Genomic DNA, 14,788 nt, shown 5'->3' on the forward strand with positions numbered 1-14,788 from the left:
TCCCGGGGGTCCGGGGGCCGCGCCCCCGGTCCTGTCCTCGCACAAAGGCGCATCATGTCTGTTGACTACTCTACGCTCACAAAAACCATCGCCGCCCTCACCGCGGGCGAAACCGACGCCGTGGCGCTGATGGCGACCGTGACCTGCGAGGTCCACCACGCCGACGACCGCTTTGACTGGACCGGCTTCTACCGGGTGGTCGCGCTGGAACTGCTCAAGATCGGGCCGTATCAGGGTGGCCACGGCTGCCTTGTGATCCCGTTTTCGCGCGGCGTCTGCGGCGCATGTGCCCGCACCGGTGAGGCGCAACTGGTCGCGGATGTGGATGCCTTTCCCGGTCATATCGCCTGCGCCAGTTCCACGCGGTCGGAACTGGTGCTGCCGGTGCGCGACGGCGCGGGCAGGTTGATCGGAGTGTTCGACATCGACAGCAATCAGCCCGATGCCTTCACCCCAGAGGATGCCACGGCCCTGCAAGCCATTCTGGATGCGGCGTTTCACGACGCCGTCTGAGCCCGTGAAAAAAAGCTTTGAAATTTCACACGCCCATGGCAACGTGAAATTCAGGCGCAATTTTTCACGACTCGGAACATGTCACACCCGCATCCCCTGCCCACGACGCTTGGTGCCGACCTGCGCGCGCTCCGCCGCACCCGTGGGCTGACGCTGCAACAGCTTGCCGACCGGCTGGGCCGCTCGGTCGGCTGGCTGAGCCAGGTGGAACGCGATCTCTCCGAGGCGTCGATCACCGATCTGCGGCATCTGGCCGAGGCGCTGGATGTCTCGGTCTCGATGCTGGCGCGGCACGGGGCGGTCGCGGGGCCAGAGGCGGGCCGGATCGTGCGGCAGGGCACCCGCCGCCCCATCGGGTCGCGGGTGACGGGGCTGGTCGAGGAACTGCTGTCGCCGGACCTGACCGATGCGTTCGAGATGGTGCATTCCACCTTCGAGGCCCGCTCGGAGATCGGTGAAACCGTCACCCGGCCCACGCAAGAGGTGGGCTATCTGATGTCCGGCAAACTGGACCTGACCATCGGGGAGGACCAATTCACAATTTTTCCCGGCGACAGCTTTCGCATTCGCGGCGAGCCGTTTCGCTGGTCCAACCCCTATGACGAGGCGGCGCTGGCGATCTGGGTCATCGCCCCGCCGGTGTACTGACATGGCGGTTCTGTCCACAGCGTCAGACGGGGTGCGGGCGGCCATGTCGGAACGCCTCCGGCGGGGGGATTTGGACAGAGAAGAAGCAACAGGTCGCGTCTTGCAGGAGGCCGGACCATGAGTTTCGATGGCTGGACCCTCTTTGCGCTGTTCTGGGTGGTGTTCGTGACTTCGCCCGGCCCGAACGCGGTCAATTGCATCCAGAACGGGATGAATTTCGGCTTTGCCCGCGCGCTCTGGGGGGTGGCGGCGATGCTGACGCAGGCGGCGCTGTTCCTTGCGCTGTCGGCGCTGGGGGTCAGCGCGCTGATCGCCGCCTCGCCGACCGCGTTTTTCGTGGCCAAGCTGATGGGTGCGGGCTTGTTGATCTGGCTGGGCGTGCGCAACTGGATGCGCGCCGCGCGGGCGATCGAGATCGCGCCGTCCTCGGTCCATATCTACGGTCGCGCCTTCGCCATCGCCGCGGCCAATCCGAAGTCCGTCGCGGTTTATCTGGCGGCCGTTTCGCAGTTCGTCATGCCGGATGTCCCTGTCGGGCAGCAGATGTGGGTGATCGTGCCGACGGCGCTGTCGATCACCTGTCTCAGCTACGCGGGTTACACCGCGCTGGGGGCGTGGCTGGGGCGGCGGGAGCTGTCGGTCATTGCCAACACCGCCATCCGCCGCGTCCTCGCCGCCTGTTTCATCCTCTACGGGAGTGCGCTTGGCGCATCCTCGACCCCGGTTCGGAGCTAGCAACATGACCAAGGGCCAGTGCCTCTGTGGCGCCATTACCTTTCAGACCGACGCGCGCCCGCAGGGGGCCAGCGTCTGCCATTGCGGTCAGTGCCGCCGCCAGTCCGGTCATCTCTGGGCCTCTGCCCATGTGCCCAAACCCGCGCTGACCATCGCCGGCCCGGTGCGCTGGTATGACAGTTCCGCGCAGGCGCAGCGCGGATTTTGCCCGACCTGCGGCAGCTTTCTGTTCTGGCACGCCCATGCCGAGGACACGATCAGCTTTGCCCTTGGGGCGCTGGACGCGCCCACGGGGCTGCGGCTGCAAAAGCACATCTTCACCGCCGACAAGGGCGATTATTATGACATCGCGGACGACGTTCCGCAGAGCAGCTGACAGGAGGGGCGATCATGTCCGAGTTTCCGACGCAGGCCCGCGTGGTCATTATCGGCGGTGGCGCGGTGGGGGCCTCTTGTGCCTATCACATCGCAAAAGCCGGGTGGGATGTGGTCGTGCTGGAAAAGAACGAGCTGACGGCCGGATCCACCTGGCACGCGGCGGGCAACTGCCCCTCGTTCAGCACGTCCTGGGCGGTGATGAACATGCAGCGCTATTCGCTGGATCTGTATCGCAGGCTGGCCGATGAGGTCGACTACCCGATGAATTACCATGTCACCGGGTCGATCCGTCTGGGTCATTCCAGAGAGCGCATGCAGGAATTCGAACGCGCCTGTTCCATGGGGCGCTATCAGGGGCTCGATCTGGAGATGCTGGCGGTCTCGGATCTCAAGGCGCGCTATCCGTTCCTTGAAACTCATGATCTGACGGGCGCGCTGTATGATCCCGACGACGGCGACATCGACCCGGCGCAACTGACGCAGGCGCTGGCCAAGGGCGCGCGCATGGCCGGGGCGCGGATTGAACGGTTCTGCCCGGCCACCGGCGTCAGCCGCGACAGCGACGGCTGGATCGTGCACACCGACAAGGGTGACATCCGCTGCGAAAAGGTGGTCAATGCCGCCGGATATTACGCCCAGCGGGTCGGCGAGTGGTTCAAGCCCTACGGCGGGCGTACCGTGCCGATGGCCGTCATGTCCCACCAGTATTTCCTGACCGAGGAAATCCCGGCGCTGAAGGAGTGGTCGGCTGAGAACGGCAAGCTTCCGCTCCTGCGCGACGTCGACAGCAGCTATTACCTGCGGCAGGAAAAGAACGGCCTCAACCTTGGCCCCTATGAGCGCAACTGCAAGGCGCACTGGGTCACGCCGGACGACCCCATGCCCGAGGATTTCAGCTTTCAGCTTTACCCCGACGATCTGGAGCGGCTGGAATGGCACATCGAGGACGCCATGGCCCGTGTGCCGCTGCTGGGCGAGGGCGGCGTGGGCCGCAACATCAACGGCCCGATCCCCTATGCCCCCGACGGCCTGCCGCTGATCGGCCCGATGCCGGGTGTGCCCGACGCCTTTGAGGCCTGTGTCTTTACCTTTGGCATCACCCAGGCGGGCGGCGCGGGCAAGGTGCTGGCCGAATGGGTCACCGAGGGCCAGACCGAATGGGACATGTGGGCCGTCGATCCGCGCCGCTACACCGATTACACCGACCCACAGTACTGCATCGACAAGGCGATAGAGGTCTACGGCCACGAATACGCCATGCACTTCCCGCACCACGAATGGCCCGCCGCCCGCAACCGCAAGCTGTCGCCGGTGCATGACCGCATCCTTGCCCAAGGCGGCGTCATGGGGGCCTACAACGGCTGGGAGCGGGCGAACTGGTACGCGCAACCGGGCGACGACACCTCCGAGGCGGCAACCCACACATGGGACCGCAATGGCCCGTGGCAGCCCCGCATCCGCGAGGAATGCCACGCGGTGCGCGACGCCGCCGGCCTCCTCGATCTGCCGGGGTTTTCGCGCTACCGCCTGCAAGGGGAGGGCGCGGCGGAATTCCTGCGCGGCCTGTGTACCGGCGGCATCCCCAAGGTCGGGCGCATCGGCCTGTTGTATTTCGCCGATGACCGGGGCCGCATCGTGACCGAAATGTCCGCCATGCGACTGGACGAGGATGACTTTTTCCTGATCACCGCGGCGGCGGCGCAATGGCATGACCTTGAATGGCTGCAACGGCACGCGCCTGCCGGTGCGGGATTCACCCTCACGGATGTGACGCGCGACTTCGCCTGCCAGATCCTGACCGGCCCGAAATCCCGCGACATTCTGGCAACCCTGACAGAGGCCGACCTGACCCAACCCTGGCTGACCCATCAATCGGCGCAACTGGACGGCACATGGGTGCAACTGGTGCGGGTGAGTTTCGCCGGAGAGCTGGGCTGGGAGGTCCACTCCAAGATTGCGGATACCCCGCGGGTCTATGATGCGATCATGGCCGCCGGGCAGACGCAGGGGCTGAAACCCTTTGGCATGTATGCGCTCAATTCCCTGCGCCTCGAAAAAGGCTATCGCGCGTGGAAAGGCGACCTCTCCACCGATTACTCGATGCTTGAGGGCGGGCTGGAGCGCTTTGTGAAACTCGACAAGCCGCAGGCCTTCCCCGGCCAAGCGGCGCTGATGGCCGAGAAACAGCAAGGACCAAAGAAACGCTTTGTCACGATGGTGGTGGAGGCGGGCGCGGCGGACGCGCCCTATATGTCGACGGTCTGGCACGACGGTGAGATCGTCGGGGAAACCACCTCCGGCGGCTGGGGCCACCGCATCGACGCCTCCATCGCGCTGGGCATGATCCGCCGCGATCTGGCCACGCCCGGCACCGAACTGGAGATCGACATCTACGGGGAAAGACGCCGCGCCGTGGTGAAGGCGGATCAACCGCTGTGGGATCCGCAGAACGAAAGGCTGAAGGCGTGACACTCGAAAGCTACCTGATCTACCTCGCGGTCCTTGCGGCGTTTTTCGCCACGCCCCCCGACACCAGCCAGCTGCTGATCATGTCCAACAGCCTGCGGCACGGGCTGCGGCGCAGCCTGTGGACCGTGGCGGGCGATCTGAGTGCAAACGTCCTGCAAATGACCGCCGCGGCCTTTGGTCTGGTCGCGGTGATCGCGGCCTCGGCCGGTGCGCTGGTCTGGGTGAAATGGGCGGGCGTGGCCTATCTGGTCTGGATCGGCCTCGGCCTGATCCTGCGCGCGCCCGCAACAGACCGCCCTGGCGCCGCCCCGCTGGCGCGCCGCCGGGGGCTGTTCCGGCAGGGCTTTCTCACCTCCGCCGCCAACCCCTACGCGGTGGTGTTTTTCGGCGCGCTTTTCCCGCAATTCATCGACCCGGCCACGCCGGTTGTCCCGCAACTTGTGCTGCTGGGGGGCACCTACCTGCTGGTCGACGGCGTGATCCTGATCCTCTGGGGCTTTGCCGCCACCCGCCTCCTGTCGGGGCCGCTGCGGCTGTCGGGCCGGAGGCTGAACCGCGTGTCGGGCGGGCTGATGATCGGCGCGGCGCTGCTGCTGGGCAGCCGCGATCTGGCAAGGGAGGTCAACCTGTGACACATATCACTCTGCTCGACGGCGGCATGGGACAGGAACTGATCCGCCGCTCCGGTCAACCGGCCAGCCCGCTCTGGTCGACACAGGTCATGATCGACCACCCCGGTCTGGTGGGTGAGGTGCACCGCGATTACGCCGACGCGGGCGCAACGGTGGCCACCACCAACAGCTACGCTATCCACCGCGACCGGCTGCGCGGCGGAGCCACCAATCACTACGCCGCCTCCGGCGCGGCGATCCCCGACATGCAGCACAGGTTCGAGGCGCTGCACCGCGCCGCCCTTGCAGAGGCCGACGCCGTGCGCGCGCGCGGCCGGATCGCCGGGTCCATCGGCCCGCTGGGGGCCAGCTACCGGGCCGACCTGCACCCGGATTATGTCACCGCCACCCCGCTTTACGCCGAGGTCGCGGGCCTGCTGGCCCCCGCTGTCGACCTGCTGCTGTTCGAAACCATCGCCTCGCTCGACGCCGCACGCGCCTGCCTCGCGGCGGGCCGCCTCACCGACAAACCGGTCTGGCTGGCGTTCACCGTCGATGACGAGGACGGCAGCCGCCTGCGCTCGGGCGAACCGCTGGCCGAGGCGGCGCGCATCGCGTCAGGGGCCGACGCCGTGCTGGCCAATTGCTCCGCGCCAGAGGCGATGCCCGCCGCGCTGGAGGCGCTGTCCGGTGCCGGTGTGCCGATGGGGGCCTACGCCAATGCCTTCACCATGATCACCAAGGCCTTTCTCGACGGCGGCTCCACCGCGGAATCGCTGCACGCGCGCCGCGATCTCGGCCCGGCGATCTATGCCGACCACGCGATGACATGGATCGACGCGGGCGCCAGTATCGTCGGCGGCTGCTGCGAAACCGGCCCCGCCCATATCGCCGAAATCGCCCGCCGCCTGCGCGCCGCCGGGCATCGGATCACCTGATGTTTCTTCTCTGTGAAAATACCCCCTTCCGCGCCCGCAGGGCGCTCTGACGCTCAAGACCGGAGACCCCGCCATGTCCCTTCCCACCAAGGCCCGCGCCGTCATCATCGGCGGCGGCGTCATCGGCTGCTCCGTCGCCTATCACCTGACGAAATTCGGCTGGACCGATGTTGTCCTGCTGGAGCGCAAGCAACTGACCTCCGGCACCACATGGCACGCCGCGGGTCTCATCGCCCAGTTGCGCGCCACCGCCAACATGACGCGCCTCGCCAAATACAGTCAGGAACTCTACGGCACGCTGGAGGCGGAAACCGGCGTGGCCACCGGGTTCAGGCGGGTCGGCTCGATCACCGTGGCGCTGACCGCCGAACGGCACGAGGAACTGCGCAGGCAGGCCGCCATGGCGCGCGCCTTCGGGGTCGAGATCGACGAGATCGGCAGAGACGATATTTCTGCGAAATATCCCCACCTCAACACCGACGGCGTTCTGGGCGGCGTCTTCCTGCCCAAGGACGGGCAGGGCGACCCGGCCAATATCGCGCTGGCCATGGCCAAGGGCGCACGGATGCGCGGCGCGACCGTGGCCGAACGCACCAAGGCCACCGGCGTCACCACCGTCGGAGAGCGCATCACACAGGTGCACTGGCAGGCAGAGGACGGCACCTCGGGCACCATCGCCGCCGATCACGTGGTCAACTGCGCCGGCATGTGGGGCCGCGAGGTGGGCCGGATGCTGGGCACCGATGTGCCGCTGCAAGCCTGCGAACACTTCTACATCGTGTCCGAGCCCATCGCCGGGCTGACCCAACTGCCGGTGCTGCGCGTGCCCGACGAATGCGCCTATTACAAGGAAGACGCGGGCAAGCTGATGCTGGGCGCGTTTGAGCCGGGCGCCAAACCCTGGGCGCTGAACGGCATCCCGCACGACTTCGAATTCGACCAGCTGCCGGAAGATTTCGACCACTTCGAGCCGATCCTCGAACAGGCCGTCAACCGCATGCCGATGCTGGGGCAGGCGGGCATTCACACCTTCTTCAACGGGCCGGAATCCTTCACCCCCGACAACGCCTATTACATGGGTCTGTGTCCGGGGCGGGATAACGTCTGGGTGGCGGCGGGCTTCAACTCCATCGGGATTCAGTCGGCGGGCGGCGCGGGCATGGCGCTGGCGCAATGGATGAACGACGGCGAGAAACCCTTTGATCTGGGGGATGTCGACATCGCCCGCGCGCAGGGCTTCCAGACCAACACCAGCTACCTCGCCGCGCGCGTCTCGGAAACGCTGGGCCTGCTCTATGCCGACCACTACCCCTACCGGCAGAAAGAGACCGCACGCGGCCTGCGCCGCTCGCCTTTTCACGACCGTCTGGCCCAAAACGGCGCGGTCTTCGGCGAACTCGGCGGCTGGGAGCGCGCCAACTGGTTTGCCCGCGACGGGCAGGAACGCGCATACCGCTACTCCTGGGGCCGCCAGAACTGGTTCGACAATTCGGCCGAGGAACATCGCGCCATTCGCGAAACCGTCGGCATGTACGACATGTCCTCCTTCGGCAAACTGCGGGTCGAAGGCCGCGATGCCGAGGCCTTCCTCAACCACGTTTGCGGCGGCGACATGTCGGTGCCGGTGGGCAAGATCGTCTACACCCAGTTCCTGAACGCCAAAGGCGGGATCGAGGCCGACGTCACCGTCACCCGCCTGTCGGAATCCGCCTATCTGGTTGTCACCCCCGCCGCCACGCGCCGCGCCGATGAAACATGGCTGCGCCGCCATCTGGGTGACCGCAATGTGGTCATCACCGATGTCACGGCGGGCGAAGGCGTGCTGGCGGTGATGGGGCCACAGGCCCGCGCCCTCCTGCAAGCGGTCTCACCCGACGATTTCACCAATGCCACCAACCCCTTTGGCACCGCCCAGCACATCCACATCGGCATGGGGCAGGCCCGTGTCCACCGCGTCACCTATGTCGGTGAACTGGGCTGGGAGGTCTATGTCAGCGCCGACATGGCGGGGCATGTCTTTGACACGATCCACACCGCAGGACAGGAGTTTGGCCTGACACTCTGCGGCATGCACGTCATGGACTCTTGCCGCGCCGAAAAGGCCTTTCGCCACTTCGGCCATGACATCACCTGCGAGGATCACGTGCTGGAGGCGGGGCTGGGCTTCGCCGTCAAGACCGCCAAGCCAGACTTCATCGGCCGCGACGCGGTGCTGGCGAAAAAGGACGCCGGGCTGGACAAACGTCTGGTGCAATTCCTGCTGCAAGACCCCGAACCGCTGGTCTATCACAATGAGCCGATCCTGCGCGACGGCCAGATTGTCGGCTACCTCAGCTCCGGCGCCTATGGCCACACGCTGGGCGGGGCGATCGGCCTTGGCTATGTCCCCTGCAAAGGCGAAAGCGCGCAGGACGTCCTTGCCTCGACCTACGAGATCGACGTCGCCGGCACCCGCGTGCCCGCCACCCCCGCGCTCAAACCGCTCTATGATCCCAAATCCGAGCGGGTCAAGGTCTAGCCCCCCGCCCCTGCCGCGCCGGGCAGAACGGCGGGGCAGGGGTTGCGCGCGGCGTCCGTGCTTGCCACATGGGGGCATGGCATCCGACTACAATCCCCCCACCGGCGAGATCCCTGTCCTGTATGAGGACAGCGACCTGTTGCTTGTCGACAAACCCGCCGGGCTGTTGTCCGTGCCGGGCAAGACCGAAGACTTGCACGATTGCCTGCTGCACCGCCTTGAACGGGCCTTTCCCACGGCGCGGCTGGTGCACCGGCTGGACCGCGACACCTCGGGCGTGATGGTCTTTGCCCTGACACCGCATGCGCAGCGGCACCTCAACCTTCAGTTCGAAACCCGCAAGACGAAAAAGACCTATCTGGCGCGTCTGCAAGGGCGGTTACAGCCCGCGACCGGAGAGGTGGACCTGCCGCTGATTGTCGACTGGCCCAACCGGCCCCGGCAGATGGTCTGCCATGAAACCGGCAAGCCGTCATTGACTCTGTGGAAGGTGCTGAAAGCCTCGGACACGGAAACCCGCGTGCGGCTGTTCCCGCACACCGGGCGCAGCCACCAGTTGCGGGTGCATACGCTGGCGCTGGGCCATCCGATCCTTGGCGATACGCTCTACGCACCTGAAACCGCTGACCAATACCCGCGCATGATGCTGCACGCCGAGGAACTGCGGGTGAACCACCCCGAAAGCGGCAAAGGCATGAAATTCCGCGCCCCGCCGCCGTTCTGACCAACACCCGTAGGCCGGGCTTCAGCCCGGCACATCACTTAGGCATAGCCCTAAACGTTGTTGATCAACCGCGCTTGATGTGTTACTTAGGCATATGTCTAAGCTTGACCCAAACCTCGACCTCTGTTTCTCCGCCCTCGGGGATCCGACGCGCCGCATGATCCTGCAACGTCTGGCGCGGGGCGAGGCCTCGGTCAGCGAACTGGCAGAGCCGCACGATATGGCCTTGCCGTCCTTCATGGAGCACCTGAAAAAGCTGGAAGCGGCCAAGCTGATCACATCGCAGAAACAAGGCCGCACCCGCATCTGCGCGCTTTCCCCCGATGCCTTTCTTCCGGCCAGGGACTGGCTGACGGAACAACGGACCATTTGGGAAGGACGGCTCGACCGATTTGATGACTACGTAACCGCCCTAGCGAAAGAGCGTCGAAAATGATTCTGGACCCTGAAACTGACCTGACTTTCACCCGCACGATCCAAGCGCCGCGATCCGTGCTGTGGGAATGCTGGACCACCCCAAAACACATCAAGCAGTTCTTTGTGCCCAAACCGCACGTTGTCGAGGATTGCGAAATTGATCTGCGTGTCGGCGGAAAATTCAATACGACCTTCAATGTCGAGGGCAATGTGATGGCGAACACCGGCGTCTTTCTCGAAGTGGTCGAGGGCAGGCGGCTGGTCTTTACCGATGCCTACAGCGAAGGATGGAAGCCCGCCGCAGACCCCTTCATGACCGCAATCGTCGAATTCGAAGACGATGGAAACGGCGGCACCACCTACACGGCCACGGCGCGACACCGGTCCCCCGAGGCGCGGAAAACCCATGAGGATATGGGGTTCTTTGACGGCTGGGGCACCGTGGTCACGCAACTCGAAGACTATGCCAAAACGCTTGTCGACGCGTGATTGAACGGCGCGTAAAGGAGAAATCGCATGACAAGAGGTTTCACGGACGTGGCCCCGGCGTGGGAGCCTTCGCTCTTGCAGCGGGAAATTGTCCTTGCCCGCGTCGTCAACGCTGATCGCGAAACGGCCTTTCAGGCCTGGGCCGACCCGGCGCAGATTGTGCAGTGGTTTGGACCCGACGGGTTTCGGATAGAGACGCATGAGGCGGATATCCGGACCGGCGGGGTTTGGCGGTTCGACATGGTGGCCCCTGACGGCACGCGATTTTCCAATCGCATGGATTTCCTTCGCGTCGATTGTCCCAACCTGATCGAGGCGCGTCATGGCAAGGACGTGCCGGACGATCCTGATGCTTTCCGGCTGCTTGTGACCTTTGATGAGCAAGGCAACGGGAAGACCGTTGTCACCCTGCGCCAATTGCACCCGACACCGGAACGCCGCGCGATTGTCATCGGGTTCGGGGCGGTTGAATTTGGCGGGCAAACGCTGGGTAAGCTTGCGGATCACGTGGCCGGTGCGTCCCGCCTTTCAGCGGCCAAAAGCTGACCTTCGGTTGGGCCACCCGTCCGGGCCGGAATTCGTTTGACTGGATGCGGCGATGGGTCTGCCGCGCTCGCAGGGCCGCAGTTTCGGGCGCTGTTTCGGACGCTCGGGGGGGCTCAAAACCCGTCGATTGCGTGGCGTCAGATCGGGTGCGTTTTCAGGGCCGTCGTTCTGCCACCGGGGGGGCGGACAAGCAAAAAACCGGGCCCCTCACAAGGCCCGGTTTCCTAAGCGTTCGTTAAAACGCCTCTGTAAGTCATTGATATTGCTGACCCGTAGGGCTGTCCACGCGTGGACAGCCCTGAGATTGGGGCCTTACTCGGCGGCCCAGCCAGAGACCGATTTCACCTCGACAAAGTCATGAATGCCCCAGCTGCCGCCCTCGCGGCCATTGCCCGACATTTTCATGCCCCCAAAGGGCGCGCCCGCGCCGCGGCTCTCGCCGTTGACCTCCACCATGCCGGACCGAAGCTGCCGCGCCAGCCGCTTGGTCCGCGCGGGGTCGGAACTCTGAACGTAATTGGTCAGGCCATAGGGGGTGTCGTTGGCGATCTGAACCGCCTCTTCCTCGGACTCGAACTTCAGGATCGACAGGACGGGGCCAAAGATTTCCTCCTGCGCGATGGTCATGTCATTAGTCACGTCCGCAAAGACGGTGGGCCGCACATAGAACCCCTTGTTGAAGCCCTCGGGCCGCCCCGGACCACCCGCCACCAGACGCGCCCCTTCGGCGATGCCCTTTTCGATCAGCGCCTGAATCTTTTCCCACTGGCTGCCGTTCACCACGGGACCGATGTGGCGGCCTTCCTCAGAGGCCGGGCCGACGGTGACCTTGGCGGCAACGGCGGCGGCCTCTTCGACGGCGGCCTCATAGCGCGCCGCCTCGACCACCATCCGGCTGGGCGCGTTACAGCTTTGCCCGGTGTTGTTCATCATGTGAAGGACACCGCGCTTGACCGCCTTTTCGTCCGCGTCGGCAAACACAAGGTTCGCGCCCTTGCCGCCCAGTTCCAGATGCACGCGTTTCAGCGTGTCAGCCGCAGCAATCGAGATCAGCCGCCCGGCGCGGGTCGAGCCGGTGAAGCTGACCATATCCACGTCCGAATGCGACGACAGCTGGCTGCCCACGCCCGCACCATCCCCGTTCACAAGGTTGAAGACACCCGGCGGCAGGTCGGCGGCGTGCATGATCTCGGCAAAGATCATCGCGTCCAGCGGGCTTTCCTCCGAGGGTTTCAGAACCATCGTGTTGCCCGCCACCAGCGCCGCGCCGACCTTGAGCGTGATCTGGTTCATCGGCCAGTTCCACGGCGTGATCAGCGCGCAAACGCCCACAGCCTCATGGATGATCCGGTCGTTGGGGGCATGATCGCCCAGCGGTGCCTCCCACGGAAAGGCCTTGGCGGCAGTGATGAAGTTCTTGAGGTGCCACAGACCGGCACCCACCTGCTGGGTCTTGGCCATGTCGATGGGCGCGCCCATCTCCATGCTGATCGCCGGGCCAAGATCCTCGGCGCGCGCCTTGTAGGCGGCATAGACCCGTTCCAGCGCGGCGATGCGGTCCTCGACCGGGGTGGCCATCCAGCCGGGCAAGGCGGCCTTGGCGGCGGCCACGGCGGCGTTGGTGTCGGCCTCGCCGCCCAGTGAAATCACCGCGCAGGCCTCTTCGGTCGACGGGTCGATGACTTCATGCGCCGTGCCGGCCAGCGGCTCTACCCAGGCGCCATTGATATAGAATTGGCGTTTCTCGATCATCGCTCTACTCCTGCGTTGATAACCTATCGACAGGCTGACCCGTGGAACCTACCTACAGGGCGGCAGCCGATTTTGCGGCACTCTGTCACCCCGCCGGTTGGGGTGCAAGGCGGGGCTTTACATATTGAACTCAGAATATATCTAAGCTCCGTAAGCCAAACCCGAGTTTTTCGGACAGGAAAGGATATCTGACCATGGCACTGCGTATCAACGATGTGATCCCCAACCTCACCGTGACCACCGATCTGGGGGAGGTCGTGCTGCACGACTGGATCGGCGACAGCTGGGCAATCCTGTTTTCGCACCCCAAGGATTTCACCCCGGTCTGCACCACCGAATTCGGCGCGGTCGCTCAGCTTGCCGCCGAATGGGAAAAGCGCGGCACCAAGGTGATGGGCATTTCCGTCGACGGTGTCGAAGAGCACAAGAAATGGAAAGGCGATATCGAAAAGACCGCAGGCAGCGCGGCGGGCTTTCCGATCATCGCGGATGAAGACCTGACCGTGGCCAAGGCACTGGATATGCTGCCCGCCGAGGCCTACCTGCCCGAGGGGCGCACCCCGGCGGACAGCGCAACGGTGCGGTCCGTGTTCATCATCGCACCGAACAAGAAAGTGCAGTTGATGATGACCTATCCGATGTCCGTTGGCCGCAACTTTGCCGAGGTGCTGCGCGCATTGGACGGTCTTCAGCGGACCTACGAACAGCCGCTGGCGACGCCGGCAAACTGGGAAGTCGGGCAGGACGTGATCGTGGCCTTGTCGCTGGACAATGACGCCGCGGCGGAAAAATACGGCGATCTGGATATCAAGCTGCCGTACCTGCGCTACGCCAAGAACCCGGCCTGATCCAAACCGGATCGGTCGTGCGGGCGTCCCATCGGGGCGCCCGCTGTCATGTGCGGGGACGCTTGCCAAGATACTGCCGCGCGCCTTATCCCGAACAGCAGGAGGTACGGTCATGAGAGAACCCTTCATCCTTGGCGACGAATCCATCGCGGCGGGCAGTCGGCGGACGGTAGATCTGCCGGTTTCGGTGCTGTCGGATCACTCGCCGGTTACGCTGTCGGCCCATGTCATACACGCCAAGCGGCCCGGCACGGTGATGTTCGTCTCGGCGGGCGTGCACGGCGATGAGGTCATCGGGGCCGAGATCGTGCGCCGCCTGCTGCGGGCGGCGCCGCTGGCGCGGATGTCGGGGACGCTGGTGGCGGTGCCGATCGTCAACTCCTTCGGGTTCATCAACAGATCGCGGTATCTGCCGGACCGGCGCGACCTGAACCGCTGTTTTCCGGGCTCGCCCGCGGGCTCTTTGGCGGCGCGTCTGGCGCATCTCTTCCTGAGCGAGATCGTGATGCGTTGCGACGTCGGCATTGATCTGCATTCGGCGGCGGTGGGCCGCACGAACCTGCCGCAGATCCGTTTGACCCCCGGCAACGCGCGGCTGCGCGAACTGGGAGAGGTCTTTGCCGCGCCGGTGACCATGACATCGAAGACGCGCGACGGGTCGCTGCGGCTGGCCGCGTCGCAGGCGGGGGTCGACGTGCTGCTGTTCGAAGCCGGCGAAGGGCTGCGGTTTGACGAACACGCCGCGCGGACCGGGGTTGCGGGCATTCTGCGGGTCATGGCCAAACTGGGGATGATCACCGGGCGCGGTGTGCCACGCGCGCGCGGTGCTTCGGTCTATTGCGAACGGTCGTCGTGGATGCGCGCACCGTCGGGTGGCCTGCTCCGCACGCTGAAGCGGCGAGGCGATTTTGTCGAGAAAGGTCAGGTGCTTGGCGTCGTCTCTGATCCGTTTGGCGAACGCGAGGCCGAAGTTGTCGCAGAGGTGACGGGCATTGTGATCGGCCGGTCCGACCTGCCCGTGGTCAATGAGGGCGATGCGCTGTTTCACATCGCCGAACCCCGCGAGATGGCACGGGCCGAGGCGGCGGCGGAGCGGTTCGAGGACGATCTTGAAGCGCCGCCGCTATATGACGAGGACGAGATCATCTAGGGGCGATTTTTCGTCGAAAAATCGCCTCACCCAAACCCGGTTGCGCGTGGCG

General features: G+C 65.2%; 15 protein-coding genes. 14 read left to right on the forward strand and 1 reads right to left on the reverse strand.

Annotated elements, in window-relative coordinates; genetic code table 11:
* Positions 1-54: 54 nt before the first annotated feature.
* The 12 genes from ACN0S5_RS04285 to ACN0S5_RS04340 all read left to right on the forward strand — a co-directional run bounded on the left by ACN0S5_RS04285 (position 55) and on the right by ACN0S5_RS04340 (position 10,986).
* Complete coding sequence (locus ACN0S5_RS04285; RefSeq protein WP_417206279.1) at positions 55-513, forward strand: GAF domain-containing protein; 459 nt, start codon at positions 55-57, stop codon at positions 511-513.
* A gap of 78 nt (positions 514-591) precedes the next feature.
* Positions 592-1,161, forward strand: a complete 570-nt coding sequence (locus ACN0S5_RS04290; protein ID WP_417206281.1) for a helix-turn-helix domain-containing protein — start codon at positions 592-594, stop codon at positions 1,159-1,161.
* Between the two features lie 117 nt (positions 1,162-1,278).
* On the forward strand, positions 1,279-1,896 hold the full coding sequence (locus ACN0S5_RS04295; protein WP_417206283.1) for a LysE family translocator: 618 nt from the start codon (positions 1,279-1,281) through the stop codon (positions 1,894-1,896).
* A gap of 4 nt (positions 1,897-1,900) precedes the next feature.
* The gene (locus tag ACN0S5_RS04300) at positions 1,901-2,272 is read left to right on the forward strand and encodes a GFA family protein (protein WP_417206284.1); all 372 of its coding nucleotides are present in this window, start codon (positions 1,901-1,903) and stop codon (positions 2,270-2,272) included.
* Between the two features lie 14 nt (positions 2,273-2,286).
* On the forward strand, positions 2,287-4,743 hold the full coding sequence (locus tag ACN0S5_RS04305; protein ID WP_417206286.1) for a GcvT family protein: 2,457 nt from the start codon (positions 2,287-2,289) through the stop codon (positions 4,741-4,743).
* Positions 4,740-5,375, forward strand: a complete 636-nt coding sequence (locus tag ACN0S5_RS04310) for a LysE family translocator (protein WP_417206288.1) — start codon at positions 4,740-4,742, stop codon at positions 5,373-5,375. Before ACN0S5_RS04305 ends, ACN0S5_RS04310 begins: the two co-directional genes overlap by 4 nt.
* Positions 5,372-6,292: a homocysteine S-methyltransferase family protein gene (locus ACN0S5_RS04315; protein WP_417206289.1), complete on the forward strand. Its 921-nt coding sequence runs from the start codon at positions 5,372-5,374 to the stop codon at positions 6,290-6,292. Before ACN0S5_RS04310 ends, ACN0S5_RS04315 begins: the two co-directional genes overlap by 4 nt.
* A 73-nt stretch (positions 6,293-6,365) precedes the next feature.
* Complete coding sequence (locus tag ACN0S5_RS04320) at positions 6,366-8,810, forward strand: GcvT family protein (protein WP_417206291.1); 2,445 nt, start codon at positions 6,366-6,368, stop codon at positions 8,808-8,810.
* A 76-nt stretch (positions 8,811-8,886) separates the two neighbouring features.
* The gene (locus tag ACN0S5_RS04325) at positions 8,887-9,534 is read left to right on the forward strand and encodes an RluA family pseudouridine synthase (RefSeq protein WP_417206293.1); all 648 of its coding nucleotides are present in this window, start codon (positions 8,887-8,889) and stop codon (positions 9,532-9,534) included.
* Between the two features lie 94 nt (positions 9,535-9,628).
* A complete protein-coding gene (locus tag ACN0S5_RS04330; protein WP_417206294.1) occupies positions 9,629-9,970 on the forward strand; it encodes an ArsR/SmtB family transcription factor in 342 nt (113 codons plus the stop codon).
* Positions 9,967-10,440 carry an SRPBCC family protein gene (locus ACN0S5_RS04335; RefSeq protein ID WP_417206296.1) on the forward strand — a complete coding sequence of 158 codons (474 nt, stop codon included), beginning with the start codon at positions 9,967-9,969 and terminating at the stop codon, positions 10,438-10,440. The genes ACN0S5_RS04330 and ACN0S5_RS04335 overlap by 4 nt, the downstream gene beginning before the upstream one ends.
* Positions 10,441-10,467: 27 nt before the next feature.
* Entirely contained in the window at positions 10,468-10,986 is a 519-nt protein-coding gene (locus tag ACN0S5_RS04340; protein ID WP_417206298.1) for an SRPBCC family protein, read from the forward strand.
* Between the two features lie 312 nt (positions 10,987-11,298).
* Here ACN0S5_RS04340 and ACN0S5_RS04345 read toward each other — a convergent pair whose 3' ends face one another.
* Complete coding sequence (locus ACN0S5_RS04345) at positions 11,299-12,738, reverse strand: aldehyde dehydrogenase family protein (RefSeq protein WP_417206300.1); 1,440 nt, start codon at positions 12,736-12,738, stop codon at positions 11,299-11,301.
* A 194-nt stretch (positions 12,739-12,932) separates the two neighbouring features.
* Between ACN0S5_RS04345 and ACN0S5_RS04350 the strand changes: the two genes are divergently transcribed.
* Together ACN0S5_RS04350 and ACN0S5_RS04355 are read left to right on the forward strand one after the other, a co-directional pair.
* Positions 12,933-13,586 (forward strand): peroxiredoxin, encoded by a 654-nt coding sequence (locus tag ACN0S5_RS04350; protein ID WP_417206301.1) that lies wholly within the window; start codon positions 12,933-12,935, stop codon positions 13,584-13,586.
* Between the two features lie 112 nt (positions 13,587-13,698).
* The gene (locus tag ACN0S5_RS04355; RefSeq protein WP_417206303.1) at positions 13,699-14,736 is read left to right on the forward strand and encodes a succinylglutamate desuccinylase/aspartoacylase family protein; all 1,038 of its coding nucleotides are present in this window, start codon (positions 13,699-13,701) and stop codon (positions 14,734-14,736) included.
* The last annotated feature ends 52 nt before the right edge of the window (positions 14,737-14,788 follow it).

The sequence above is a fragment of the Antarctobacter sp. genome (assembly GCF_048262615.1).
In the GTDB taxonomy this organism is placed as follows: domain Bacteria; phylum Pseudomonadota; class Alphaproteobacteria; order Rhodobacterales; family Rhodobacteraceae; genus Antarctobacter.